Source organism: Pseudomonas fluorescens (assembly GCF_902498195.1).
Classification (GTDB): domain Bacteria; phylum Pseudomonadota; class Gammaproteobacteria; order Pseudomonadales; family Pseudomonadaceae; genus Aquipseudomonas; species Aquipseudomonas fluorescens_BU.
In genome coordinates this window covers 207,076-231,886 of sequence record NZ_CABVIY010000005.1, presented here as the reverse complement: position 1 = coordinate 231,886, position 24,811 = coordinate 207,076, and the positions used below count along the sequence as shown (strand labels likewise).

Sequence of the window (24,811 nt, the reverse complement as noted above, 5' to 3'; positions counted from 1 at the left end):
TCGCGCTCCTGGCGAAGGCACATCATTTTTTGAGGCGCCACGGCGCCTGCATGCAGACTAAAGAGGCTAGACCCCTGTGGCATTGACGATTCTTGGCCTGTCCGGCGCCCTTAGCCATGATCCTTCCGCAGCCTTGTACATCGACGGCAAGCTGGTCGCGGCGGCTGAAGAAGAGCGCTTCGTGCGCGATAAACATGCAAAGAACCGCATGCCCTACGAATCGGCGAAGTTCTGTCTCGAACAGGCCGGTATCAAGCCTTCCGACGTGGACGTGGTCGCGATTCCATTCGCTCCGATCAGCCTGTTCGGCAAGGCACGCTGGCACTATGCCAAGCGTTACTGGTACGCCCCGGATCGTGCGCTCGACGCGATCCTGATGGGCAACCGTCGCTACAAGCGCTATCGCAACAAGATTGTCTGGTGCCTGGAACAATTGGGCTTCGATCCGAAAAAGATCAAGATCGAGCCGGTCGAGCATCACCTGGCCCACGCCTCCAGCGCCTACCACTGCTCCGGTTTCAAAGAGAAAACCGCGATCCTGGGCATCGATGGCAAGGGTGAATACGCCACGACCTTCTTCGGTTACGGCGAAAACGGCAAGATCCACAAGATCAAGGAATTCTTCGATCCTGACTCCCTGGGCGGCCTCTACGGCGCGATCACCGAGTTCCTCGGTTTCGAAATGCTCGACGGTGAGTTCAAGGTCATGGGCATGGCGCCGTATGGCGACGCCAGCAAGTACGATTTCTCGCGCCTGGCCTCGTTCGAAAACGGCGAGCTGGTGATTAATACCGACTACGCCAACGTCATCGGTTTGCGCCGCTATAAAGAAAAGGGCAAGGGTTTCTACTTCTCGCCGAAGCTGATCGAATGGCTGGGTCCGAAGCGCGAAGGCGACATCGCCGACGAGCCTTACATCCACTACGCCGCGAGCATGCAAGCGCTGTTCGAGAAACTGGCGTTGCAGATGATCGACCACTACCTGGGCGACGTGCTCAAGGAAACCGGCAAGCTGGCCTTCGCCGGCGGCTGCGCGTTGAACGTCAAGCTGAATCAGAAAATCATCGCCCGTGATGACGTCAAGGAATTGTTCGTGCAGCCTGCGTCCGGCGATGCCGGCACCGCGGTGGGCGCGGCGGCCTACGTGTCTCACGCCCGTGGCGTGCCGGTCGAGAAGATGGAGCATGTCTACCTCGGCCCGTCGTACAGCAACGAAGACGTGCTCGCGGCCTGCGCCCGTCACCCAAGCAAGCCGGTCTGGCGCAAGCTGGCGAACATGCCGGAAAACATCGCCAAGATCATGGTCGATGGCAACCCGGTGGCCTGGTTCCAGGGGCGCATGGAGTTCGGTCCGCGTGCCTTGGGTGGTCGTTCGATCATCGGGTGCCCGAGCGCGACGGGCGTGGCCGACCGCATCAACCACCAGATCAAGTTCCGCGAGCGCTGGAGGCCTTTCTGCCCGTCGATGCTCGACACCGTTGCGCCACAGATGATCAAGATCGATCACCCGGCGCCGTTCATGACCTTCACCTTCGAAGTGGCGGAAGAGTGGAAGACCCGCGTGCCGGAAGTTGTCCACGAAGATGGCACCTCCCGTGCCCAGGTGCTCAAGCGCGAATACAATCCGCGCTACTACGACATGATGAAGGCGCTGGAAGTGCTGACCGGCAACGGCGTGTCGCTGAACACCTCGCTCAACCGCCGTGGCGAACCGATGATCTGCTCGCCGACGGACGCCTTGAACATGTTCTTCGGGTCGGACCTGCAGTACCTGATCATGGAAGACATCCTGGTGGTCAAAGAGGGTGCGGACGCCTATGACACGCTCGGCTGAACGCCATGTGCTGCAGTTCTGTCACGGCTATGACGGCCCGTTTCTGGACTGCGCCCGGCAGTACGCCAGCCTGTTCGCGGGGACCGGCTATCGTGTGACCACGGTGTTTCTGACTGGGGTTGCCGATGCCGAAGTCGCCGCCCAATGCGCCAGCGATGAAGTGCTGTTCATGGAGTACAGCTCCAAGGCCATTCGTGGCCTGAAACTGGGGGCCATCGCGGATCTGCGCAAGATCGCCGCCTCGCGTAATTTCAGTTTCTGCATCGCCAATCGTTTCAAGCCCATCTACATCGCCTTGCTCGGCACCTCGCTGCCGGTGATTGGCGTGCACCACGCCTTTGGCGACTACAAGCGCGGCAGCCGCAAGCTGTTCGCCAGTATTTTCCGCAAGCGCCTGAGTCTTCTGGGCGTGTCGGACGCGGTGCGTGACGACATACGCCGCTGCTTGCCGAAGTGGCCGGCTTCGCGGATTCAGACGCTGTACAACCGTATTGACGTCGACAGCTTGCAGGCTTCGCAGGTGTCGGCTGCTGAAGCCCGTGAGACCCTCGGCCTGGCGGCGGATGCCTGGATCGTTGGCAACGTCGGGCGCCTGCATCCGGACAAGGATCAGGCCACGCTGCTGGACGGTTTTGCCGCGGCTCTGCCGGGCTTGCCGATCAACAGTCAGCTGGTGATCCTGGGTAGCGGCCGCCTGGAGCAGGACCTTAAGGCCCAGGCCCGCGAGCTGGGGATTGGCGATCGCGTGCTGTTCCTCGGCCAGGTACCCGAGGCGCGGCGTTTTTTCCGTGCCTTTGATGTGTTTGCCTTGAGTTCCGATCACGAACCGTTCGGCATGGTGCTGCTCGAAGCCATGGCCGCCGGCGTGCCCTTGCTCGCTACGGCGTGTGGCGGGGCGAAGGAGGTGGTCGAAGGCGTGGGCATTCTGTTCCCGCTGGGGGATGCCGAACACCTGGCCCAGGGGCTGCAACATTTGGCCGCGATGGACGGGCAGCAGCGTCACCAATGCGCCGAGTTGATGCTCGACCGCTTGCACGAACGATTTTCTGACCGTGCGGTACGCGATGCTTTCTGGCATTTGCCCCACGTTATCGAACTGGCACCGAGGGGCTGATGCTCAACCGATTCCAAGGCTGGCGCGAACGTGGCTGGTCGTTAGCCGATGCTTCGACCTACGCCCAGGCCTGGCAGCGTTTCGGCGGCAGCGTCGCGACGCATCCGATGGTGGTCGAACGCCTGTCGCAACTGGCTGACATCCCCGTGCGTTACCTGGCCTGGGAGCACAACGGCGAAGTCAGGGCGTCGATCCCGACTTGGGGCCGCGACCTCGCCTTGTCCAAGGACGTGCTCAAGCGCCGCGGCAAGAAGGGCCTGTTCGACCTCGGCAATGCCGAGATCATCTTGCCTGGTGCTGAAGATGCCCAGGCTCCCCTGCGCCACCGCGGTCGATATTTGTCGGCGCTGAACGATAGCCGTTTCGCTGGCATCAAGTTGCAGGCCGAACAACTGGCCATGGCCCGGGCGCCAGAAGATTTGTCGAAGAAGTTTCGCTACAACCAGCGCCGGGAACTCAGGTTGCTGGAAGAGGCGGGTGGCGTGGTGCGACCGGTCGGCGAGTTTACCAGTCGCGAACTGGCGGCCATCTATTGCGACTTGTTCCAGCGTCGCTGGGGGTTCCCGGCCACGGGCGCCCAGCGCATGGCCGAGGTCATCGAGCTGTTGCGCGAGTTGCTGATCGGTTCGGTGATTTTCCTCAACGATGCACCGATCGCCATTCAGTTGGTGTATCGCGTTGAATCCCCGAACTGGATCAGTGTCGAGTACATCAATGGCGGCGTCGATCCCGAAACCCGCGAATTCAGCCCTGGCAGCGTGCTGAGTTTCCTGAACACTCAAAGCGCGTGGGAACATGCCCGCGCGCTGGACAAGCCCTTGCGGTTCTCCTTCGGTCGCGCTGACCGTGAATACAAGGATCGCTGGTGTAATCCCGTCCCGGTCTTTACCGTATGAGGCAGCCCATGAGCCGCAAACAGCAGTTGCTCAAGCGCCATCGGCGCAACAAGAACATCGGCCTGTTCATCGCGCTGGTGGTGTTGATTGGCATCGCCGTGGTGGTGAGCTGGTGGGTGCGCCTGCTACTCCCGTTGCTGACCTGGGTCGCTCACGAAGCCTGGTTTGCCGATCATCTGTTCTATTCGTCGAAGGACGATTACCGCTACAACTTTCCGCCCTATACCCCACAACCCAAGGTTCATCTGGAGGGCGATCGCCTGCGGCTGGACGAGGGGGTCATGCTGGTGGACGATGCGACGCTGATATTGGCGCTGCGAATCAAAAGCACCTGGCTGGGGCGTTTCTTCGATCCGGTGGTCGAGTTGTCCGGGGGGGATAATCCGGACCGGCAAACCTTCGAGCGGGGTGTGAACGGCCTGCGCTACCTCAACCTCAGTGGGCAGGCACAAGTGCTGTCGCGAGGGGAGCTGCGACTGCGGGGGCGTTTTTGCCGGTTGCTCGGCGAGCCTGTGCTGTGGGCGCTCGAGCATCCTGATTACCGTCGTCAGCGGGTCATGGTCATCGCGCCGCATGCCGATGATGCCGAGCTGGCGGCGTACGGCCTGTACAGCCAGGCGGACGAAACCTGGATCGTCACGCTGACCGCCGGTGAAATCGAAGCCGAACACTATCAGCATATGGGGCTGGACAAAGTCGAGGCGGCGCGGCTCAAAGGCCGCTTGCGGTCCTGGGACAGTATTGCCGTGCCGCGCTGGGCCGGCGTGCCTGAAGCCCATTGTGTGCAACTGGGCTACTTCTGCCTGCAACTGGCAACCATGCAGGCTTCGCCCGACCAGCCGGCGGGTTCGCGAGAAGCGGATCTGAGCGATACCCGATTGTTCCGCCAGTTGAACCCGTTTGCCCTCCCGGGCGATGTCGACGGGGCGCCGACCTGGAACAACCTGCTGGCCGATCTTCGAGAGGTGCTGTTGCGGGCGCAACCTGAAGTGATTGTGTTGCCGCACCCGGTCCTTGACCCGCACCCTGATCATATTTGCGCTCAGGCCGCGGTGATCGAGGCGTTGAAAGGGCTCGAGTGGCAACCGACGTTACTCGGTTACGCCAATCACTTGCATGACAATGATCGCTGGCCAATGGGTGACTCCGAGACGGGTGTGGCGCTGCCACCGGTGTTCGAGCCGAAGGCGTTGTTGCATCCCTACTGCCTTTCGCTGACTCAGGCGCAGCAGCGCGACAAGGCCATGGCGTTGGGCATGATGCACGACCTGCAACCTCGCGCCCCGTTCAAGCGGCGTATGCGCCGCGGTCTGCAACGGTTGCTGGCTGGGCGTTCCAGTTCGCCCTACGGTGAAAACGAATTTTTTCGCAAGGCTGTTCGCCGCCATGAGCTGTTCTGGCGTTTGTAAGGTGGTACGGGCCTGAAATCTCCCGGCTTGCGAGCGGGAAGGGTTTCAGGTGGTGCTCGGTTTGCCTGTTGCGGCAAGGAAGACGATGAAAGTTTTATTTCTGGTGCAGAAAGAACAGCGGGCCATTCTGGACCGTTTGTACGACGCGGTGGCGGATCATTGCGAGTGCGACCTGCGGTGGCTGAGCAGCCATGAGCAACGCAACCTGCGTAGCTATTTCCGGCGCGAAATCGATGTGACACGGTATGACCGTATCGTATTTTTCCTGCGCTTCAAACAGGAGATCCGTCAGGTCGGCTTTATCCGCACGGTGCCGAACCTGGTGATTCTCGAACACGATGCCTACCAGAACTACATCCCTTGCAAGTACACCGGCAAGTTCAGCGCGCACTACCGCCGCCTGCCGTGGGCGCGGGTGATCAGTTCCGGTTTTGTCGTCACCGAACGCCTTCGCGAAGAGGGTTTTGATGCGGTGTTCGTTCCCAAGGGGTACGACCAGACACAGCTTGAGGATCAGGGCCGCGAACGGGATATTGAACTGGCCTTCGTCGGCAGTACCAACAGTGTGGCCTACAGCGGTCGCAAGGCGTTGCTCGACGAGTTGGGGCGGGTCGAACCCTTGGTGGTCACGCGCACCAAATCCGGTGACGAGTACCGTGACACGCTCAATCGCATTCGCTTTTTCGTCAGTGCCGATGTCGGCATGGGCGAGTTCATGATCAAGAATTTCGAGGCCATGGCCTGTGGCTGTGTATTGCTGGCCTATGACCAGGGGGCGGCGGAAAGCCAGGCGCTGGGTTTGCAGGATATGCACAACGTGGTGTTTTATCAGAGTATTGCGCAGCTTCAGGAAAAACTCGCCCTGTTGCGCAGCGATCCGGAATTGGCGCAGCGTATCGCGCGCAATGGGCGCGAACTGGCGGTGAGCCAGTTCAGTTTTGCCCGCATCGGCCAGCGCATCGTTGAAGAGCTGGAACCGGCATTGCGTGAGCGTGCACCGCTGGGCCTACTCGAAAAAATTCGCCTGAAACTGGGCATTTGACAAGTTCTGTCCAGCAATCGATATTGCTGCGACCCTAACGGTTACTGAGAATCAAGTGCGATTTTCCAAAGAAAGTGACATCACATTAGTGGTCACCAGCTGTGGCCGACTGGATCTGCTCAAGATTACGCTTGAGAGCTTCGATCAATTCAATACAGCGCCCATTCGTGAAGTCTTCATCACTGAAGATGCGGGCGACGAAGGCGTGCACGCGATCATTCCTGCCCATTGGAAGGAACACTGCACGGTGTTCGTCAACCGGCCGAAACTGGGTCAGCTGGCTTCGATTGACCTGGCGTACGAACACGTCAGCACGTCCTATATTTTCCATTGCGAAGATGACTGGGAATTCTATCGTCCGGGGTTTGTTGAAGACTCCATGACCCTTCTCGAAGCGCGCCCGGACATCCTGCAGATATGGTTGCGCAGCTTTAATCATGACCTGCGGGTTCACAGCCCTTACATTCGTCTGGGCGCCCGGGAAATCGTCGGTGGGGTGGCCTGCTACCCCTTGATCTCCGACAAACCGGAATGGCAGGGTTTCTCGCTGAACCCGGGGCTGCGCCGGATCAAGGAATACCGGTTGTGTGCTCCATTTACCAGCTACAGTGGTGAGAAGGCACTGTCACAGCGGTATGCAGAACTGAATCTGGCTGCCCTGACGCTCGAAGCGGACGCGGTCATGCACACGGGTTTCGGCCTGCACGTGCAGACGTCTGTGGAGCGTCAACGCAAGGCGCGCCGCAACCGGCGCGATCAGATCAAGTTCGTATTGTCCTTGTTGCTGGGAGTCTGCATTGGCTGGTTCATCAACTAGATATACCGCTGCTAATCTCCAGAAACCCTTCCACTGGCTTCTCGCACTATGAGTATTCTCAACGTCATGTGGGCTGGCGGCGCTCCGTTTGCCTCAACTCATAAGGTGCACCAGCAAATATTGTCCCAGGCTTCGCCGCCCGTGCCGGTTGAAACCTGGTTGCTTCAGGGAAGTGCGGGCGAATGCGGGGTGAGCGTCGGCGAGGTGCGGGAGTGGGGGTTGTCCTCCGCCCGGCTTAAAGGACGGCATTTCTGGCGGCTGACCAGGCCGTGGATGCAAGCCCGGTTCAAGAGTGCCCTCAAGTACAGCGATGCACGCCTTTTGCTGCTCGATGGCCTGGGCGTCGCACGAACCTTGCTGCCGTTGCTCGAATCCCTGCCGCACATCCGTGCCGTGGTGGTTTTCCATGGTTCAGCACGACTGCATCCATCTGATCGAGTGCTCTTCAAGCGGCTTGCGCCCTCCCAGCTCACGTTGGTTGCAGTCTCAAACACACTGGCGGCCTCGTTGAACCAGGACCTGCAAGTGCCCGTCACGACCTTGCGCAGTGCCTTTGATCCGGAGGAGTTTCGCAACGCGTTATTGACTCGAGAGCAAGCACGAAGCCGGCTCGGCCTGTCGGTGGATGGCACGCCTGTACTGGGTGCGGTGGGGCGGCTGGTCACCGGCAAAGGTTTCAGCTGTCTTCTCGATGCCTTTGCCGGGGCATTGCATGAGCAACCCGATCTGAAGCTGGTGATCATTGGCGAAGGGACGGCGCGTGCCGAGCTGGAGGCGCGAATCGATCACCTGCAGCTGCGCGACAAGGTCTTGCTGCCGGGACATCTGGACGACGCGGCGCAGCTCTATCGTGCGTTCGACTGGGTCGCAATGCCATCGCTGAGCGAGGGCCTTGGATTGATCATGCAAGAAGCGGTGATGGCCGGTGTACCGGTGCTGTCCAGTGAGCTGGATGTGTTCCGCGAGCAGTTGGCGGATAGCGGATGGTACGCCCCGGTTGGCGATGTGGAAGCCTGGCGCGATGCCATTGTCGGAGCGTTCAGCACTTCCCCTGAAGCCATCGCAGCAAAGCAATATCAGGCACTGGCCCCCGAACAGTCCTGGCTGAACTTCAGCCAGACCGCCCGCGCCTTGCTCTCATGACGGCAGCACTGCCTGTTCGAGCGCCTGCATCGGAAAGCTCTCGTTCAGGTTCTCGCGCGCAATATAGCGGGCGAAGTGCTGCAGGTTGCGCTTGATCAAGCGCGCAGGCAAAGGCCTGCGCAGGAAGCGCATGTCCGCCACATCGATCAGGCCCATTCGGTTATCGGGCGTGACCACGATGTTGCCCAAGTGCAGCGACCGAAAATAAATCCCCGATTGATGAAGGCTGCGTATCAGCCCGGCCAGGTCTGGCAGTGCCTGCGGCCAGGTGAAACCTTCCTTGCTGGCGATCTGGCGCAGGGTCTCTCCGGGTAACGGCTGGTAAAGAACGGCCGTCATGCCTGGCGCTTCCAGTCGGTAATATTGCAGGACCTGCAAGGTCGGCACGCCCAGCTTTTGCAGTTCGATGGCGTTGTCGATGAAGCGTTTGGAGTAGGGGCGGATCAGCGCCGATGAAAAAATCCGCTTGCGGCGGAACAGTTTAAGAATATTCCCATCCGGCAACAGGTAGACTTTCGGCCCGTAACTGTCGGCCTCCAATACTCTGGCACCATCAATCATTTGAGTTAGAGCGGCTTGCGGAAGCCGAGAACATTGCATCGTAGAAAGCCTTGTTGGAAGCACGGGGCGCTGTAGCGGGCAATGATGCCGAAAAGTTTCAGCTTTAACCATGCCAGTTGGGTGGGCGAACTCTCTCAGGAGCAAATTGATGCACGAAAAACGCTGGGCGCAAGCATGGATGACGATCGGTCTGTTGTGGTTTCTGTTGGCCATCGCCGTTGCGCCTACCAACAAGGTCTACCAGCAGGGTTTGATCGCCTTGCTCTGGTTGCCGGCCCTATTGTTCGCCTGGTCCGCTCGGGTCCGACTCAAGGAATTGATGTGTGAGCAGCGCTGGCTCTACCTGCCGCTGCTCGGGCTCTTGCTCTGGTCGCTGATCAGCCTTGGATGGTCGAACGCGCCGGACTTGAGTCGCGAGGCCAAGCGTTTGCTGTACATCGTCGTGTTTCTGCTGTTTTTCCCGGTGTTCACCAATGGCCGGCCCGAGCACGTGATCCGCCTCATGCAGTGGGGAGGGATCGGGCTGGCGGTCACGGCGGCGGTCTCCATCGTCACGTTCTATGTGATTGCCGGCAACGTCTGGACGGCACGCGCCGAAGGCCTGGGCGAATTGTCTCATCCGATTCTGGGGGGGTATGTCATGGGGCTGGCGGCGGTGTGGCTTGTCCTCTGGGCTCCACGTACTGGATGGTTGCAGGCAGTCTGGGCCGCTGCGTTGGTCTTGCTGGGTGTGTTCGTGCTGCTCAGCCAGAGTCGTGGCGCTGCCCTGGCGTTGTTTCTGACACTGCTGGCCATGCCGATCTGGTGCCGCGACCGACGCAGCCGTATTGTCGCGGCGGGGGCATTGCTCGTGGCATTCCTGGCGTTCTGGTTTTTCGAGTCGCTGGTCACGGCGCGCGGCGTGTCTTTTCGCCCGCAGATCCTGATGGCGAGTCTGCAAATGATTGCGCAACACCCGTGGCTCGGCCTGGGCCTGGGCAGTGACTACAAGGTATTGGCTTCCGGCCAGTATTTCGACCATGCGCATAACCTGTTCAGCCACGTGGCCATCGAGCTGGGCGTGCCGGGGCTGTTATTGTGGTGCGCGGTTTGGCTCGCGGTACTGCGTGCGGCGTGGAAAGCCCGGGAAACGTTTTATGGCCGGGGCATCATTGGCATCTGGTTGTTCTCGACCCTGGCCATGCAATTCGACGCCGCCAGCCTGAGTGGTACGCCGCGACCCGAATGGTTCATCAGTTGGCTGCCCGTGGCGCTGGCCAGTGTTTTGGTATGGGCGCGGGTCAATCCTGGCGCTTGTGATAAAATTTCGCGTTCTTCCTAACCAGTGAGCTCTACGATGACTGATGCACCGCCTATAGCGGGACAGGATTCCAGCCTGAAAATCTATTTTCGGCTGTTGGGGTATGTAAAACCCTATGTCGGCCTTTTCTTGCTGAGTATCGTGGGCTTCGTCATTTTTGCCTCCACACAGCCGATGCTGGCCGGGATCCTCAAATATTTCGTCGATGGCCTGAGCAACCCTGAAGCGGTGCTCTTTCCCACCGTACCTTATCTGAAGGACTTGCAGTTGCTGATGGCCGTGCCGTTGCTGATCATTCTGATCGCGGCGTGGCAAGGCCTGGGCTCGTTTCTGGGCAACTATTACCTGGCGAAGGTTTCGTTGGGGCTGGTCCATGACCTGCGTGTCGAGTTGTTCAACAAGCTGCTGGTGCTGCCCAACCGCTATTTCGATACCCATAATTCCGGGCACCTGATCTCGCGCATCACGTTCAACGTGACCATGGTGACCGGTGCCGCCACGGATGCCATCAAGGTGGTGATCCGTGAAGGCCTGACCGTGGTCTTCCTGTTTGCCTATCTGGTCTGGATGAACTGGAAGCTGACGATGGTGATGCTGGCGATCCTGCCGCTGATCGCGTTCATGGTGGGTAACACCAGCAAGAAATTCCGCAAGCAGAGCAAGAAGATCCAGGTGGCCATGGGCGACGTGACGCACGTGGCTTCCGAGACCATCCAGGGCTATCGCGTGGTGCGCAGCTTCGGTGGCGAGAGCTATGAAGAACAGCGTTTTGCCGCCGCCAGCCAGGGCAACACCGACAAGCAATTACGCATGACCAAGACCGGTGCGGTCTACACGCCGATGCTGCAGCTGGTGATCTATACCGCCATGGCGGTGTTGATGTTCCTGGTGCTGTTCCTGCGCGGTGATGCCACGGCCGGTGACCTGGTGGCCTACATCACCGCCGCCGGCTTGCTGCCCAAGCCGATCCGGCAGCTGTCGGAAGTCAGCTCGACCATCCAGAAAGGCGTGGCCGGTGCCGAAAGCATTTTCGAGCAACTGGACGTCGAGCCCGAAGTCGATAACGGCACCGTCGAGCGCGATCGCATCAACGGCCATCTGGAGGTGCGCAACCTCAGCTTCACCTACCCGGGCACTGAGCGTGAAGTGCTGAAGAACATCAGCTTCTCGGCGGCGCCGGGGCAGATGATCGCCCTGGTCGGTCGCTCAGGCAGTGGCAAGTCGACCCTGGCCAGCCTGATTCCGCGTTTCTATCACCACGACATTGGCGAAATCCTGCTCGATGATGTCGAGATCGAAGACTATCGCTTGCGCAACCTGCGTCGACACGTGGCGCAAGTCACGCAGCACGTGACCCTGTTCAACGACACCATTGCCAACAACATCGCCTACGGTGACCTGGCTGGCGCTCCTCGCGCCGACATTGAAAAAGCCGCCACCGATGCCTATGCGATGGATTTCATTTCGCAAATGCCTGACGGCCTGGACACCCAGGTCGGGGAAAATGGCGTGCTGCTGTCCGGCGGGCAGCGTCAGCGCCTGGCGATTGCCCGGGCACTGTTGAAGAATGCGCCGCTGCTGATCCTCGACGAGGCCACCTCCGCGCTCGATACCGAGTCCGAGCGGCATATCCAGGCGGCGCTGGACCAGGTGATGAAGGGGCGTACCACGCTGGTCATCGCTCACCGTCTGTCGACCATCGAAAAGGCCGACCTGATCCTGGTAATGGACCAGGGCCAGATCGTCGAGCGCGGCACGCATGCCCAACTGCTGGCGCAAAACGGCTACTACGCGCGTCTGCATGCGATGGGCCTGGACGCTCCGGCCGAAGACATCGCCTGACCTGTGGCAACAGGGTGAGCCTGGCTTACCCTGTTGCATGCCCGGCGTGCAATGCGTCCGGGCGTTTGTATCAAGACCGGTACGTTTCCTGACCAAACCTGAATAAATTTCGGCAGCGCGCTTGTTAAGGTTCCTCAACGAACTTTGACTTCAATCGAGAGGGCCATCCTTTCGCGCGGGTATTGCAATGTTGCAACGTTTGATCTGGAAGCTATTGCCCAAGCGGCAACGACATTTCTTGCTGGGCCGGCTATCGGTCGTGGACCGTCAGGTGGTGAACAAGTCGATGTCGGCGAGTTTGCGGTATCCCCGGCACTTCACGCAGCGTTCATGCCTGTTTATCCATGTCCCCAAATGCGCCGGCAGCAGTGTCTGTGTAGCGTTGTTCGACGGGTGGACGCCCGGACACTTGCCGCTGTATTGGTACGAACAGCAATTTCCCGAGCAGTTTGCCCACAGTTTCAAGTTTGCCTTTGTTCGCGATCCGCTGGAGAGGGCGTACTCCGCTTACGCTTATTTGCGTGGCAACACGTTGAGTCGACGCGATCAACCTGCGCAACAACTGGTCAGGCACTACCGCGACTTCGACGATTTCGTCGCCCGCTGGCTTCACCCCGAAACCATTCAGCGGCAGCTGCATTTCGCGGCGCAGACGGACTTTCTCACGGACTCCCTGGGCTGCCTGGCGCTGGATTTCATCGGTTATCAGGAGCACCTGGAGCGGGATTTCAAACGGGTCTGCGAGCAATTGGGGCATGAGGCACTGCTGCCCCACGTCAACATCTCGCAGCAGCGCCATCCTGTGCTTGCGCGAGGCTTTTGCTCAACGCGCACCCGTCGCCTGGTGCGTCGGGTGTACCAGCGCGATTACGAGATGCTCGGTTATGAATAAGGCCCTGTCGGTATCGACTCCCCGGATCAGACCCTATGCGTTATCGCTGTCGAGCGCTGAGCGAGCCTCGCTCAAGTCGCAGCGGGCGCGTTGTGTCTGGCTGACGGGGTTGTCCGGGGCGGGTAAATCGACCCTGGCGAACGCCCTGGAGCTGCAACTCAATGAACAGGGATTCCACACGTTTGTGCTCGATGGTGACAATGTGCGCGCCGGTCTTTGCCGTGACCTGGGGATGAGCGCCGACAGTCGTCGGGAAAACATCCGGCGAATGGCCGAGGTGGCGCGCCTGATGGTCGATGCCGGACTGATAGTGATCGTGGCCGCGATCTCGCCGTTCCGGGCCGAGCGTGAGGCGGCGCGTCGGCTTTTCGCCGAGGGCGATTTCATCGAGGTGTATGTGTCTACGCCGTTCCAGATTTGCGCACAGCGCGACCCCAAGGGCCTGTACCTCGCGGCCCGGCAGGGTCGGATCAAGGATTTCACTGGCGTCGACAGTCCGTACGAAGCCCCGTTGAGCGCTGAGTGCGAAATTGATACACAGGTGCTGGACATGGCGGACGCCTGCCAGCGACTGTCAGATTTATTGTTCATTAAATGAGCAGTAGACAGGGGCAAATGATCCTGTTGCAGCCGTCACACTAGCCGGTGCCTGCCCTGTGTTAATATCGCGCCCCTGTTCATTTTGTATGTGGGTTGCTCCATGAAGTTGTCCATGCCGCGATTCGATCAAGCCCCTGTCTTGGTGGTCGGCGATGTCATGCTCGACCGTTACTGGCATGGTGGTACCTCACGGATTTCCCCTGAGGCGCCAGTACCGGTCGTCAAGGTCGATCACATCGAGGACCGCCCGGGCGGTGCCGCCAACGTTGCGTTGAACATTGCCGCCCTCGGCGCCCCGGCCTCGCTGGTTGGCGTGACCGGCGACGATGAAGCCGCCGACAGCCTGGCCAACAGCCTCAAGGGTGCCGGCGTGCGGGCGCTGTTTCAGCGCGTCGCGCACCAGCCGACCATCGTCAAGCTGCGGGTCATGAGCCGTCACCAGCAACTGCTGCGTATCGACTTCGAAGAGCCTTTTGCCACCGACGCCCTGGCGTTGTCCGTTCAAGTCGACGAATTGCTCGATGGCATCAAGGTGCTGGTGTTGTCCGACTACGGCAAAGGCGCGCTGAAAAATCACCAGGTGCTGATCCAGGCCGCCCGAGCCCGTGGCATTCCGGTTCTGGCCGACCCCAAGGGCAAGGATTTCTCCATCTACCGCGGTGCAAGCCTGATCACGCCGAACCTCAGCGAATTCGAAACCATCGTCGGCGGTTGTGCCGATGAGCACGAACTGGTGAGCAAGGGCGCGAAGTTGATGCACGACCTGGAGCTCGGCGCCTTGCTGGTCACCCGTGGCGAACACGGCATGACCCTGTTGCGCCCCGATCATCCGGCGCTGCACCTGCCGGCCCGTGCCCGTGAAGTGTTCGACGTGACCGGTGCCGGCGACACGGTGATTTCCACCCTGGCGGCGGCCATTGCCGCAGGCGAGGAGCTGCCGCACGCGGTAGGCCTGGCCAATCTGGCGGCAGGCATCGTGGTCGGCAAACTGGGTACGGCGGCCATCAGCGCGCCGGAATTGCGTCGTGCGATTCAGCGTGAAGAGGGTTCGGAGCGTGGGGTGCTGGGCCTGGAACAGCTGCTGCTGGCCGTTGACGACGCCCGTGCGCACAACGAGAAGATCGTCTTCACCAACGGCTGCTTCGACATTCTGCACGCCGGCCATGTGACCTACCTGGAACAGGCGCGGGCGCAGGGCGACCGCCTGATCGTTGCGGTCAATGACGATGCGTCGGTCAGCCGCCTGAAAGGGCCGGGTCGGCCGATCAACAGTGTCGACCGGCGCATGGCCGTGCTGGCAGGCCTGGGCGCGGTGGACTGGGTGATCAGCTTCCCGGAAGGCACGCCGGAAAACCTGCTGCGCGAGGTCAAGCCTGATGTGCTGGTCAAGGGCGGTGACTACGGGATCGACCAGGTGGTCGGTGCGGACATCGTGACTGCTTATGGCGGGACGGTGAAAGTGTTGGGGCTGGTGGAAAACAGCTCCACGACCGCGATTGTCGAGAAGATCCGCAAGTCCGAGTGACGCTTGAAAAGATCGCAGCCTGCGGCAGCGCCTACAGGTGTACACCTGTAGGTGCTGCCGAAGGCTGCGATCTTGTGCTTTAAGAGCTGACTTTTTTTCGCGGTACGATTTTCTTCAGCAGTTGCTTCGCCTTCCCTCGCAGCAGCGCCAGGCCCGAATCCTTCGAAGGGGTCAAACCCTGCTGGCGCACCCAATCCTTCCAGCGAATCCGCTCATCCTTGACCACCCAGCCCTCTTGTCGGGCAAAGCTTTCGGCCAGGTACAGGCCGCGGGTACTGGCCGGGTACAGTTGATCTTTTTTCAAGGTGTAGAGTTCGGCCAGAGGATGACCGTCCTGCAAGGGCATCAGGTACAAGTCCGGGCGCTTGCGGTCGAGACGGGCCACCAGTTGATCGCCTTCCAGTCGCTCGTCGACATGAAACAGGCTCAAGGATTTGGCTTCCTTGGGCACATCCAGCCGCAGATCGTAGATCAATTGCAGCGACGCTGTCGGCAAGTGTACATAGGCCCGTGGTCGTTCGATCAAGGGCTGGTTGGCGCACCGCACCGGCCGCGCCGAGCCCGACAGCGGCGACAGGCGAAAGGGCAGGGCTTCGCGGTAATGCAGGGCCGACGCGTAGGGCGCCGGCAGCCAGGTGTCGTTGAAGCGCCCGCCCAGCCAGCCTTCCGGGGTTTCCAACAGGCATTCCTCGGCAATCTCCTGGATCGCCGTGTGCAGCGGCAGGTTGAGTTCGTGGGCCGGTACATAGCCGGAGATCAACTTGAGCACCACATCGCCACGGTCCTGCCGACGCTGGCGCACCAACACCCAGTAATCGCGATTCTGCCAATGCAGCGTCAGGCGCACCGAGACGCCGAGGTTGGCCAGCTCAAGGGAGAAGCGCTCGGTGTCGGCGACCGCCACCGGGCGGCGACGTTGCAGGATCTGGGAGAAATTGAGCGGCCTTCCGACGCTCTGGTAACTCAGGCCTTCGGGAGTCGCTTCGACGAATAACGGCAGGGTCTTGAAGTTGCTCGGGTTCTTTCTTATGAGCGTACGCGGCATGTCGGCTCCTGCTTAAGGCCGCGTGGGCGGCATCAGTTGCTACGTAGGACCTGGGCAACGGTCGCGACGTTGTGGGCGAGGTGCAGCGGATTAATGGTCCCGACAATAGCACTGGCCACACCCGGATGTTCGAACAACAGTTCGAAACTGGCGCGCACCGGATCCACCCCCGGACTGAGGCACACGTGACCGCTGGCGAGGGCTTTTTTGACCAGAATGGCTTTGCCGTGAGCAGCAGCATAGTCAATGACAGGCTTTTCGGTCTGCTCGTTCAGATTGTAGGTGACCATGGCGCAATCACCTTGCTCCAGTGCTTTCAAACCGCCTTCGACGGTTTTGCCGGAAAAACCGAACCCGCGAATCTTGCCTTCGGCCTTGAGTGCGGCGAGGGTCTCGTACACCTCGCAATCGTTGAGGATCGCCAGATCGTTGCCATCGGAGTGCACCAGCACCAGATCGATAAAATCCGTTTCCAGACGTTGCAGGCTGCGCTCCACGGACAGTCGCGTGTGTGCCGCCGTGAAGTCATGGCGGGACAGGCCGTCGGCAAACTCTTCGCCGACCTTGCTGACAATCACCCAATCCTGACGCTGCCCGCGCAGCAGCGGGCCGAGGCGTTCTTCGCTGCGACCATAGGCGGGGGCGGTGTCGATCAGGTTGATGCCCAGGTCACGGGTCAGCTTGAGCAGCATGCGCGCTTCGTCATCGTCGGGGATCTGGAAGCCATTGGGATACTTCACCCCTTGATCGCGGCCGAGTTTTACCGTGCCCAGGCCCAGGGGTGACACCCGCAGGCCGGTGCTGCCCAGGGGGCGATGCAGGTCGTGCAGGGTCGGTTGGCTCATGGCAGCAGCTCCTCCCAAGCGGGAACGGCCATTGGTGGTTTTGGCAGGGGCGGCAACTCGCTCACAGGGCCGGGTTGAATGCCGTCACGCTCAAGGCTGGCGATCACCCGGTCGGCGAAGTCCGGCGCCAGCGCCAGTTTGGTCGGCCAGCCCACCAGCAACCGGCCTTCCTCGGCGAGAAATGCATTGTCAGGGCGGGTCAGCCCCGTTTGCAGCGGCTCGGCGCGATCTACCCGCAAGGTGGCCCATTGCGCGGTGCTCAGGTCGATCCAGGGCAGCAACTGGCCGAGTTCTTTCCGGGCGGTGGCGATCTGTTCGGCGGGTTCACGGGCCACACCGTCGGTTTCGGCGATATCGCCGCCCAGGTACCAGACCCACTGGCCGTCGGCCGCCGGGTGGGTGGTCACGGTGATGCGCGGCTTGGTGCCGCCGCCCAGGCAATGGGCATACAGCGGTTTGAGCCCCGGGCCTTTGGCGATGATCATGTGCAACGGACGGCGCTGCATGGCCGGTTGACTCAGGCCCAGCGCCTCAAGCAGCGCCGCCGTCCCGCCACCGGCGCTCAAGACGATGCGCTGGGCGCGTATCTCGCGCCCGTCCACCTTCAGGCCGACCAGTACGCCGCCGTCCAGCAGCGGTTCGATCTTCTGGCCGGCGAGCAAACCATCGCCCGCCAGGTCGGCCAGGCGCTGGATCAGGCTCGGCACATCGATCACCAGTTCCGCCAGGCGATAGACCTTGCCCTTGAAGCGCTTGTCTTGCAGCGCGGGAGGTAGCTGATCGCCCTTGACCTGATCGACGCGACCGCGCACGGCCTTGCTGGCGAAAAAACTGGTGAGGTTGCCGGCAATCGTGCCGGGGGACCACAGGTAATGGGCTTCGGACAGCAGGCGGACGCCGGACAGGTCCAGTTCGCCATCACCGGCCAGGGCTTCGCGCCAGCGCCGCGGCATGTCGGCGATGGCCTCCGAAGCACCCGTCAGGGCGCCATGCAGTGCGTATTTGGCGCCACCGTGGATGATGCCCTGGGACTTCACGCTTTGCCCGCCGCCGAGGGTGGCGCTTTCCACCAGCACGGTCGAAAAACCCTGGCGGCGCAGGCGCGCATTCAGCCAGAGGCCGGCGACACCAGCGCCGACAATCAGCACGTCGGTGGAAATAACGGATGGCATGCGACGACCTCAATGTTCAAGACGAGGGCGAAGTATACAGACTCGACAGAAATGGATTTGCAGGGCGGATGCAAAACTATCGTGGGAGCGGGCTTGCTCGCGAAAGCGGTGTGTCTGTCGACATTAACGTTGCCAGATACACCGCATTCGCGAGCAAGCCCGCTCCCACAGTAGATCGCGTTTCAGGTCTAGTGCCCTGCGGTTTTGGAGAAGAGCTGGATAACGACGACGCCCAACACGATCAACGCCATCCCCAGCATCGCCGGCACATCCAGCTTCTGCCCATAGATAAACAGCGCCGCCACGCTGACCATCACGATGCCCATGCCGGCCCAGACGGCGTAAGCCACGCCCACCGGCACGCTGCGCACCACCAGGGTCAGCATCCAGAAGGCAATGCCGTAGCCGACGATCACCAACAGCAATGGCAGTGGGGTGCTGAAGCCTTTGACCGCTTTCATCGAGACAGTGGCAATCACTTCGGCGCAGATGGCGATGGCCAAGTAGTAGTAAGCGGTCATGGTTCAATCCTCGTGTGAAGTGTTGCTCTCTGAGGTCGGCATTCTAGAGGTTCTTCAGATGCGGTAAAGTCATTACCTATCTGCCATGAAGATGGGTTTGGCCATGAGCATGCAATGGAATCTGGAGCAGCTGCGCTTGTTTGTCAGCGTAGCGGAGCATCGTTCGTTTTCCGCCGTGGCGCGGGAGCAGCGCAAGGCGCAGTCGGCGGTCAGCAGTGCGATCGCGTTGCTGGAGGACGACCTGGGCGTCAGCCTGTTCGACCGTAGCAGCGGCCGTCAGCCAAAACTCACCGAAGCCGGCAATGCCTTGCTGGAAGAGGCGCGGGAAGTGCTGCGCCAATGTGAGCGCCTCAATGGCCGGGCGCTGGCGATGATGCGTGGACAGGAGGCGCGCCTGCGCCTGGCCCAGGACGAGGCGATGCCTTATCAACCGATCATCGAAAGCTTCGAGGCACTGGCCGAGCGGTTTCCCAGCCTTGAAGTGCAATTGACCAGCGCCGCCCAGGGCGAAGTCGCGCGCAAACTGGTGGAGCGCCGCGCCGATCTGGGGCTGCTGTTCTTTCACGACCAGATCCCCGAAGCGCTGGAGCGGCGCGTGCTCGGCAGCGTGGAAATGGTCACCGTGTGCGGTGTCGACCATCCGTTGGCAAAACTGGCCCAGGTCGATTACCAGCAACTGGCGCAGCATCGTCAATTGCTGATGTCGACCCAGTCGAGTATTTACCCCGGCAGTGAACCGGCCAGTCCGCAAGTCTGGCGGGCTGACAGTTTTTACGTGATGGCTGAATGGCTGGTGCGCGGCCTGGGTTGGGCGTGGCTGCCGCGCCATGTGGTGCAGTACCCCACCTACCTTGATCAGATGGTCGAATTGAACAGTGAGTGGGCCCCGCCGGCGCTGGTGGTGGAACTGGTCTGGCGCCGCGATGAACCGCTCGGACCGGCGGCGCGCTTTCTGGCGGAACGATTTGCCGTGCACCTGCAGGCGATCGGTGAAAAAACCGATAAACTCCGCCGCCATGAATAGAACTCTCTACACCGCGCTGTTTTACCTGGGGCTGCCATTGGTGGCGATTCGGTTGTGGCTGCGGGCGCGCAAGGCGCCGGCCTATGCCAAGCGTATCGGCGAGCGTTTCTCCTACGGGATGCCGACGATGAAACCCGGCGGGATCTGGGTACACGCGGTGTCCGTCGGCGAGAGCATTGCCGCCGCGCCGATGATTCGCGCATTGCTGCAACGTTATCCAACGCTACCGATCACCGTGACCTGCATGACCCCGACCGGGTCGGAGCGTATCCAGGCATTGTTCGCCAATGAACCACGCATCCAGCACTGCTATCTGCCCTATGACTTGCCGTGCGCGGCGAAGCGTTTCCTCGACCGGGTCCAGCCAAAACTGGCAGTGATCATGGAAACCGAACTGTGGCCCAACCATATTCACCAATGCGCCAAGCGCGGGATTCCCGTGGCGCTGGCCAATGCGCGGTTGTCGGAACGCTCGGCCAGAGGCTATGGCCGCTTCGGCAAGCTGACCCGGCCGATGCTCGCGCAAATGAGCCTGTTCGCGGTGCAGACCGAAGCCGAGGCCCGGCGCTTTCTCGAGTTGGGCGCGCGCACTGAAACCGTCGAAGTCACCGGTTCGATCAAGTTCGACCTGACCATCGACCCGCAGCTGTTGCAGCGTGCCGCCCAGTTGCGCGGGCAATGGCAGGCGCAGGAGCGTCCGGTGTGGATCGCCGCCAGTACCCACGATGGCGAAGACGAGGTGGTGCTGGCGGCCCATCGTCAGCTGCTGGCCAGTCATCCGGATGCGTTGCTGATTCTGGTGCCGCGCCATCCGGAGCGCTTCAATCCGGTGTTCGAGTTGTGCCGGCAGCAGGGTTTTACCACGGTCCGGCGCTCCAGCGGCGAGCTGGTCAGCGCCGACACGTCGGTGTTGCTGGGCGACACCATGGGCGAACTGCTGTTTCTCTACGCCTTGGCCGACAGCGCTTTTGTCGGCGGCAGCCTGGTGCCCAACGGCGGGCATAATCTGCTGGAGCCGGCAGCCCTGGCCAAACCGGTGCTCAGTGGTCCGCACCTGTTCAACTTCCTCGAAATCGCCGCGCAGTTGCGCAGTGCCGGGGCGTTGCAGGAAGTGGAGGATGCCGAAGGACTGGCCTTGGCGGTGCAGCGGCTGTTCGAATTGCCGCGGGATGCGCAGCGGATGGCGGAGGCGGGTTTGAAGGTGATGCGCAGCAACCAGGGCGCGTTGCAACGGTTGCTGGATGGGTTGGGACGGTTGATCGAGCGTTAGCCCGAAAAAGATCGCAGCCTTCGGCAGCTCCTACAGGGTGAACGTCAATCCCGTGTAGGAGCTGCCGAAGGCTGCGATCTTTTGCTTCTTAAGGCCGGGCTTTGAGCTGTTCAGCCGCCGCCTTGGCCAGATCCGGCGGCAGGAAGTCCTTGTCCGGGTTGTAGTCGGGCTTCAGCCAGCGCGCCAGGTCCTGCAAATCCCCCGGGTTCAACGTGCCCGCCTGCTGTTTCAAGCGCAGGTTGTCCAGGATGTAGTCGTAGCGTGTGTTGTTGTAGTCGCGCACCGAGGTGTACAGCGAGCGTTGCGCATCCAGCACGTCAACGATGTTTCGCGTCCCCACCTGATAGCCGATTTCGGTCGCTTCCACCGCGCTCTGGTTGGAGATGATCGATTGCTTGCGCGCCTGTACCTGCTCGACATCGGTGTTCACCGCACGGTGCAGGTCGCGGGTGTTTTCCACGATGGAACGACGCAGGGATTCGCGTTGTTGTTCGGTCTGGTCCAGTTGCGCGTACGACTGGCGCACCTGGGAGTTGATCAGGCCGCCGCTGTAGATCGGGATGTTCAGTTGCAGGCCAATCGACGTTTGTTCGACATCGCCCTTGTACGGCTGGCCGAAGGCGCTCGGGTTGCTGAAGCCCAGGGCATCGTTGTCGCCTTTCTCATACTTGGCCACGGCATCGACGGTCGGCGCATGGCCGGCCTTGCGCTGCTTGAGGGTTTGCTCGGCGGCGCTGACGGCGTAGTTGCTGGCCAGCAGATTGAGGTTCTGCCTGGCTGCAGTTTCGACCCAGGCCTTGGCGTCGTTTGGCGCGGGCGGCAGGATCGGCAAATTGTGGCTGATGCCCTGGATCGAGTTGTATCGCCGGTTGGTCAGGGTGACCAAAGCTTCGAATGCATCATCCACCTGGCGCTGCGCGACGATGCGGTTGGCCCGTGCGGTGTCATAGCTGGCTTGCGAGTTCAGGACGTCGGTCTTGTCCGAAAGGCCGACATCGAAGCGCTCGTTGGACTGGTCGAGCTGGCGCTTGAAGGCGGCTTCCTCGGCCTTGGTCGAGGCCAGGTTGTCCTGGCTGCGCAGCACGTTGAAGTAGCTGTCGGCGGTTTGCAGGATCAGGTTTTGCTCGGTCGCCGAGAGTTGCAGGGCGGCCTGCTCGTTCACATCCTTGGCGGCCTGGAACTGGAACCAGCGATCGGCACGAAACAATGGCTGCGCCAGGGTCGCCTGATAGGAGTGTGCATTGCGGTTGGCGGTGGCCGAAGGCTGGTCGATCGAAGTGCGCACGCTGGTGACATCGGCACCCCCCGACAGATTCGGCAGCAACCCGGCGCGGGCCTGGGGCACGACTTCTTTCTGCGCGCCATATTGGGCGACGGCGGCGGCGAGGTCGGCGTTGTTGTCCACCGCTTCCTGATAGACGCTGACCAGGTCGGTCTTGGTCGATAAGGGCGCTTCTGCTGCCCAGGCCATTCCATTGGACGCACAAGACACGGCAACGGCCAGTGAGAGTTTGCGCAGCATGAGGCGATCCCTAAAAAATTACACTGATAATTTGAGCGCCAAGGCTACGGCGCGGCACATACAGCGTCAATGTGCAGCATGGCCGTTGCGAGTGTAGTTGCCCGTTCGTCCGGCAACAATCATGACATTCCCGGTAATTGCGCCATTCATCATGGTGTTTACAGCGGTGTTGGCGTTCTTTGCCAGTTATGTCTAGACTGGCCCCGTTCTTGTCGGGGTGCCTTGCTATGAGGCTGAGATCGAATAATTTCGGATCCCGTTGAACCTGATCAGGTTAGCGCCTGCGTAGGGAACAAGATTTCTCGTCACCCGGCGAGTCCTCTTGTGCTTCGTCCGGGATGTTGTTCGACAATCGAACACCCCTCGAGCACTGAGCACAGCACAGCTGGTTTTCCCAGCTTACGTGCGTCCATTCGTTACAGGTTCGCTCCGACAAAATTCCACTGCCTGGATGCTGTCTGGAGAGCCCGTGATGACCATAAAAGCAAAAATCGCCACCAACCTGAGTGACTCGGCCAAGGTCGATCAACAGTCGGTTCAGCCGTTTACCCGCTCGCAAAAAATCTACGTTCAGGGCACCCGCCCGGACATCCTCGTGCCGATGCGCGAAATCAGCCTCGACGTGACGCCGACCGACTTCGGTGGTGAAGTCAACGCGCCGGTAGTGGTGTACGACACCTCGGGCCCGTACACCGACCCCAACGTCATCATCGACGTGCGCAAAGGCCTGGCCGACGTGCGTTCGCCGTGGATCGAAGCCCGTGGCGACACTGAACGCCTGAGCGGCCTGAGCTCCAACTTCGGCCAGGAACGCCTGGCCGACCCGGAGCTGACCAAGCTGCGTTTCGCCCACGTCAACAACCCGCGCCGCGCCAAGCCGGGTGCCAACGTTAGCCAGATGCACTACGCCCGCCAAGGCATCATTACCGCCGAGATGGAATACGTCGCCATCCGCGAAAACATGAAGCTGGAAGTGGCCCGCGCCGCCGGCCTGCTGGACCAGCAGCACGCCGGCCACAGCTTCGGCGCCAGCGTGCCGAAAGTCATCACCCCGGAATTCGTCCGTGAGGAGATCGCCCGAGGTCGCGCGATCATTCCGGCCAACATCAATCACACCGAACTGGAACCGATGATCATCGGCCGTAACTTCCTGGTGAAGATCAACGGCAACATCGGCAACAGCGCCCTGGGTTCTTCCATCGAAGAAGAAGTGGCGAAGCTGACCTGGGGCATCCGCTGGGGCTCGGACACGGTCATGGACCTGTCGACCGGCAAGCACATTCACGAAACCCGCGAGTGGATCATCCGCAACTCGCCCGTGCCGATCGGCACCGTGCCGATCTACCAGGCCCTGGAAAAAGTCGGCGGCGTGGCCGAAGACCTGACCTGGGAGCTGTTCCGCGACACGCTGATCGAGCAGGCGGAGCAGGGCGTCGACTACTTCACCATCCACGCCGGCGTATTGCTGCGCTACGTGCCGATGACCGCCAAGCGCGTGACCGGCATCGTGTCCCGTGGCGGTTCGATCATGGCCAAGTGGTGCCTGGCGCATCACAAGGAAAACTTCCTCTACACCCATTTCGAAGACATCTGCGAAATCATGAAGGCCTACGACGTCAGCTTCTCGCTGGGCGATGGCCTGCGTCCGGGTTCGATTGCCGACGCCAACGACGAAGCGCAGTTCGGCGAACTGGAAACCCTCGGCGAGCTGACCAAGATCGCCTGGAAACACGACGTGCAATGCATGATCGAAGGCCCGGGCCACGTGCCGATGCAGTTGATCAAGGAAAACATGGACAAGCAGCTGGAATGCTGCGACGAGGCGCCGTTCTACACCCTCGGCCCGCTGACCACCGACATTGCACCGGGCTACGACCACATCACTTCCGGTATCGGTGCGGCGATGATCGGCTGGTTCGGTTGCGCCATGCTCTGCTACGTGACGCCCAAGGAACACCTGGGCCTGCCGAACAAGGATGACGTGAAGACCGGGATCATCACCTATAAGATCGCCGCCCATGCCGCCGATCTGGCGAAGGGGCATCCGGGCGCGCAGATCCGCGACAATGCCCTGAGCAAGGCGCGTTTCGAATTCCGTTGGGAAGATCAGTTCAACCTGGGCCTTGATCCGGACACCGCCCGTTCGTATCACGATGAGACCCTGCCGAAGGATTCGGCCAAGGTCGCGCATTTCTGCTCCATGTGCGGGCCGAAATTCTGCTCGATGAAAATCACCCAGGAAGTCCGTGAATATGCGGCCAACCAGCGGATCGAAGCGGTCGACGTGGACGTCGCCCAAGGCATGGCCGAACAGGCCGAGCGCTTCAAGCAGGAAGGCAGTCAGCTGTACCAGAAAGTTTGATCTGACGTGAGTTCGGCGGTGCCTGCACCGCCGTCTTCGCGAGCAAGCCCGCTCCCACATTGGATCCCCTGCGAA

The 24,811-nt window shown here is 61.1% G+C and carries 21 protein-coding genes and 1 riboswitch; of the genes, 15 read left to right on the top strand and 6 right to left on the bottom strand.

Annotation, left to right across the window (positions count from 1 at the left end; translation table 11 throughout):
- The first annotated feature begins 76 nt into the window (after window positions 1-76).
- From F8N66_RS19825 to F8N66_RS19795, 7 genes are all read left to right on the top strand, one after another.
- A complete protein-coding gene (locus F8N66_RS19825; protein ID WP_150771806.1) occupies window positions 77-1,834 on the top strand; it encodes a carbamoyltransferase in 1,758 nt (585 codons plus the stop codon).
- Window positions 1,818-2,948 carry a glycosyltransferase gene (locus tag F8N66_RS19820; RefSeq protein WP_150771805.1) on the top strand — a complete coding sequence of 377 codons (1,131 nt, stop codon included), beginning with the start codon at window positions 1,818-1,820 and terminating at the stop codon, window positions 2,946-2,948. Before F8N66_RS19825 ends, F8N66_RS19820 begins: the two co-directional genes overlap by 17 nt.
- Window positions 2,948-3,844 carry an antimicrobial resistance protein Mig-14 gene (locus F8N66_RS19815; protein WP_150771804.1) on the top strand — a complete coding sequence of 299 codons (897 nt, stop codon included), beginning with the start codon at window positions 2,948-2,950 and terminating at the stop codon, window positions 3,842-3,844. Before F8N66_RS19820 ends, F8N66_RS19815 begins: the two co-directional genes overlap by 1 nt.
- Before the next feature lie 8 nt (window positions 3,845-3,852).
- Window positions 3,853-5,253 (top strand): PIG-L deacetylase family protein, encoded by a 1,401-nt coding sequence (locus tag F8N66_RS19810; protein WP_150771803.1) that lies wholly within the window; start codon window positions 3,853-3,855, stop codon window positions 5,251-5,253.
- An 85-nt stretch (window positions 5,254-5,338) separates the two neighbouring features.
- Window positions 5,339-6,295 carry a glycosyltransferase gene (locus F8N66_RS19805; RefSeq protein WP_150771802.1) on the top strand — a complete coding sequence of 319 codons (957 nt, stop codon included), beginning with the start codon at window positions 5,339-5,341 and terminating at the stop codon, window positions 6,293-6,295.
- 55 nt (window positions 6,296-6,350) lie between these two features.
- Window positions 6,351-7,112 (top strand): glycosyltransferase family 2 protein, encoded by a 762-nt coding sequence (locus F8N66_RS19800; protein ID WP_150771801.1) that lies wholly within the window; start codon window positions 6,351-6,353, stop codon window positions 7,110-7,112.
- A gap of 48 nt (window positions 7,113-7,160) precedes the next feature.
- Entirely contained in the window at window positions 7,161-8,255 is a 1,095-nt protein-coding gene (locus tag F8N66_RS19795; protein ID WP_150771800.1) for a glycosyltransferase, read from the top strand.
- Here F8N66_RS19795 and F8N66_RS19790 read toward each other — a convergent pair.
- The gene (locus F8N66_RS19790) at window positions 8,250-8,855 is read right to left on the bottom strand and encodes a serine/threonine-protein kinase (protein WP_150772075.1); all 606 of its coding nucleotides are present in this window, start codon (window positions 8,853-8,855) and stop codon (window positions 8,250-8,252) included. The genes F8N66_RS19795 and F8N66_RS19790 overlap by 6 nt on opposite strands.
- Window positions 8,856-8,964: 109 nt before the next feature.
- Here F8N66_RS19790 and F8N66_RS19785 point away from each other — a divergent pair, with 109 nt between their 5' ends.
- From F8N66_RS19785 to hldE, 5 genes are all read left to right on the top strand, one after another.
- The gene (locus F8N66_RS19785) at window positions 8,965-10,137 is read left to right on the top strand and encodes an O-antigen ligase family protein (RefSeq protein ID WP_150771799.1); all 1,173 of its coding nucleotides are present in this window, start codon (window positions 8,965-8,967) and stop codon (window positions 10,135-10,137) included.
- Between the two features lie 15 nt (window positions 10,138-10,152).
- Window positions 10,153-11,958 (top strand): lipid A export permease/ATP-binding protein MsbA, encoded by a 1,806-nt coding sequence (msbA, locus tag F8N66_RS19780; protein ID WP_150771798.1) that lies wholly within the window; start codon window positions 10,153-10,155, stop codon window positions 11,956-11,958.
- Between the two features lie 187 nt (window positions 11,959-12,145).
- On the top strand, window positions 12,146-12,850 hold the full coding sequence (locus F8N66_RS19775; protein WP_150771797.1) for a sulfotransferase family 2 domain-containing protein: 705 nt from the start codon (window positions 12,146-12,148) through the stop codon (window positions 12,848-12,850).
- The gene (gene cysC / locus F8N66_RS19770) at window positions 12,843-13,448 is read left to right on the top strand and encodes an adenylyl-sulfate kinase (RefSeq protein WP_150771796.1); all 606 of its coding nucleotides are present in this window, start codon (window positions 12,843-12,845) and stop codon (window positions 13,446-13,448) included. The genes F8N66_RS19775 and cysC overlap by 8 nt, the downstream gene beginning before the upstream one ends.
- A gap of 102 nt (window positions 13,449-13,550) precedes the next feature.
- On the top strand, window positions 13,551-14,975 hold the full coding sequence (gene hldE / locus F8N66_RS19765; RefSeq protein ID WP_150771795.1) for a bifunctional D-glycero-beta-D-manno-heptose-7-phosphate kinase/D-glycero-beta-D-manno-heptose 1-phosphate adenylyltransferase HldE: 1,425 nt from the start codon (window positions 13,551-13,553) through the stop codon (window positions 14,973-14,975).
- 79 nt (window positions 14,976-15,054) lie between these two features.
- On the opposite strand, the gene F8N66_RS19760 is transcribed toward hldE, so the two are convergent.
- The 4 genes from F8N66_RS19760 to F8N66_RS19745 all read right to left on the bottom strand — a co-directional run bounded on the left by F8N66_RS19760 (window position 15,055) and on the right by F8N66_RS19745 (window position 18,558).
- Window positions 15,055-16,020 (bottom strand): metal ABC transporter ATPase, encoded by a 966-nt coding sequence (locus F8N66_RS19760; protein ID WP_150771794.1) that lies wholly within the window; start codon window positions 16,018-16,020, stop codon window positions 15,055-15,057.
- Between the two features lie 32 nt (window positions 16,021-16,052).
- Window positions 16,053-16,865 (bottom strand): aldo/keto reductase, encoded by an 813-nt coding sequence (locus tag F8N66_RS19755; RefSeq protein ID WP_150771793.1) that lies wholly within the window; start codon window positions 16,863-16,865, stop codon window positions 16,053-16,055.
- The gene (locus F8N66_RS19750; protein ID WP_150771792.1) at window positions 16,862-18,037 is read right to left on the bottom strand and encodes an NAD(P)/FAD-dependent oxidoreductase; all 1,176 of its coding nucleotides are present in this window, start codon (window positions 18,035-18,037) and stop codon (window positions 16,862-16,864) included. The genes F8N66_RS19755 and F8N66_RS19750 overlap by 4 nt, the downstream gene beginning before the upstream one ends.
- Window positions 18,038-18,225: 188 nt before the next feature.
- Entirely contained in the window at window positions 18,226-18,558 is a 333-nt protein-coding gene (locus F8N66_RS19745) for a DMT family transporter (RefSeq protein ID WP_008004867.1), read from the bottom strand.
- 103 nt (window positions 18,559-18,661) lie between these two features.
- Here F8N66_RS19745 and F8N66_RS19740 point away from each other — a divergent pair, with 103 nt between their 5' ends.
- Window positions 18,662-19,582: a LysR family transcriptional regulator gene (locus tag F8N66_RS19740; protein ID WP_150771791.1), complete on the top strand. Its 921-nt coding sequence runs from the start codon at window positions 18,662-18,664 to the stop codon at window positions 19,580-19,582.
- Window positions 19,575-20,852 carry a lipid IV(A) 3-deoxy-D-manno-octulosonic acid transferase gene (gene waaA, locus F8N66_RS19735; RefSeq protein ID WP_150771790.1) on the top strand — a complete coding sequence of 426 codons (1,278 nt, stop codon included), beginning with the start codon at window positions 19,575-19,577 and terminating at the stop codon, window positions 20,850-20,852. Before F8N66_RS19740 ends, waaA begins: the two co-directional genes overlap by 8 nt.
- An 88-nt stretch (window positions 20,853-20,940) precedes the next feature.
- Here waaA and F8N66_RS19730 read toward each other — a convergent pair whose 3' ends face one another.
- Window positions 20,941-22,374: a TolC family outer membrane protein gene (locus F8N66_RS19730; RefSeq protein ID WP_150771789.1), complete on the bottom strand. Its 1,434-nt coding sequence runs from the start codon at window positions 22,372-22,374 to the stop codon at window positions 20,941-20,943.
- A gap of 203 nt (window positions 22,375-22,577) precedes the next feature.
- Window positions 22,578-22,683: riboswitch (TPP riboswitch) on the top strand.
- A 163-nt stretch (window positions 22,684-22,846) separates the two neighbouring features.
- Between F8N66_RS19730 and thiC the strand changes: the two genes are divergently transcribed.
- The gene (thiC, locus tag F8N66_RS19725; protein WP_150771788.1) at window positions 22,847-24,736 is read left to right on the top strand and encodes a phosphomethylpyrimidine synthase ThiC; all 1,890 of its coding nucleotides are present in this window, start codon (window positions 22,847-22,849) and stop codon (window positions 24,734-24,736) included.
- The last annotated feature ends 75 nt before the right edge of the window (window positions 24,737-24,811 follow it).

Excerpts from the sequence above, each read along its gene's own strand:
- F8N66_RS19820 (WP_150771805.1), top strand. The coding sequence starts at position 1,818 with ATGACACGCTCGGCTGAACGCCATGTGCTGCAGTTCTGTCACGGCTAT.
- F8N66_RS19815 (WP_150771804.1), top strand. The coding sequence starts at position 2,948 with ATGCTCAACCGATTCCAAGGCTGGCGCGAACGTGGCTGGTCGTTAGCC.
- F8N66_RS19810 (WP_150771803.1), top strand. The coding sequence starts at position 3,853 with ATGAGCCGCAAACAGCAGTTGCTCAAGCGCCATCGGCGCAACAAGAAC.
- F8N66_RS19805 (WP_150771802.1), top strand. The coding sequence starts at position 5,339 with ATGAAAGTTTTATTTCTGGTGCAGAAAGAACAGCGGGCCATTCTGGAC.
- F8N66_RS19795 (WP_150771800.1), top strand. The coding sequence starts at position 7,161 with ATGAGTATTCTCAACGTCATGTGGGCTGGCGGCGCTCCGTTTGCCTCA.
- F8N66_RS19790 (WP_150772075.1), bottom strand. The coding sequence starts at position 8,855 with ATGCAATGTTCTCGGCTTCCGCAAGCCGCTCTAACTCAAATGATTGAT.
- F8N66_RS19785 (WP_150771799.1), top strand. The coding sequence starts at position 8,965 with ATGCACGAAAAACGCTGGGCGCAAGCATGGATGACGATCGGTCTGTTG.
- msbA (WP_150771798.1), top strand. The coding sequence starts at position 10,153 with ATGACTGATGCACCGCCTATAGCGGGACAGGATTCCAGCCTGAAAATC.
- F8N66_RS19775 (WP_150771797.1), top strand. The coding sequence starts at position 12,146 with ATGTTGCAACGTTTGATCTGGAAGCTATTGCCCAAGCGGCAACGACAT.
- cysC (WP_150771796.1), top strand. The coding sequence starts at position 12,843 with ATGAATAAGGCCCTGTCGGTATCGACTCCCCGGATCAGACCCTATGCG.
- hldE (WP_150771795.1), top strand. The coding sequence starts at position 13,551 with ATGAAGTTGTCCATGCCGCGATTCGATCAAGCCCCTGTCTTGGTGGTC.
- F8N66_RS19760 (WP_150771794.1), bottom strand. The coding sequence starts at position 16,020 with ATGCCGCGTACGCTCATAAGAAAGAACCCGAGCAACTTCAAGACCCTG.
- F8N66_RS19755 (WP_150771793.1), bottom strand. The coding sequence starts at position 16,865 with ATGAGCCAACCGACCCTGCACGACCTGCATCGCCCCCTGGGCAGCACC.
- F8N66_RS19750 (WP_150771792.1), bottom strand. The coding sequence starts at position 18,037 with ATGCCATCCGTTATTTCCACCGACGTGCTGATTGTCGGCGCTGGTGTC.
- F8N66_RS19745 (WP_008004867.1), bottom strand. The coding sequence starts at position 18,558 with ATGACCGCTTACTACTACTTGGCCATCGCCATCTGCGCCGAAGTGATT.
- F8N66_RS19740 (WP_150771791.1), top strand. The coding sequence starts at position 18,662 with ATGAGCATGCAATGGAATCTGGAGCAGCTGCGCTTGTTTGTCAGCGTA.
- waaA (WP_150771790.1), top strand. The coding sequence starts at position 19,575 with ATGAATAGAACTCTCTACACCGCGCTGTTTTACCTGGGGCTGCCATTG.
- F8N66_RS19730 (WP_150771789.1), bottom strand. The coding sequence starts at position 22,374 with ATGCTGCGCAAACTCTCACTGGCCGTTGCCGTGTCTTGTGCGTCCAAT.
- thiC (WP_150771788.1), top strand. The coding sequence starts at position 22,847 with ATGACCATAAAAGCAAAAATCGCCACCAACCTGAGTGACTCGGCCAAG.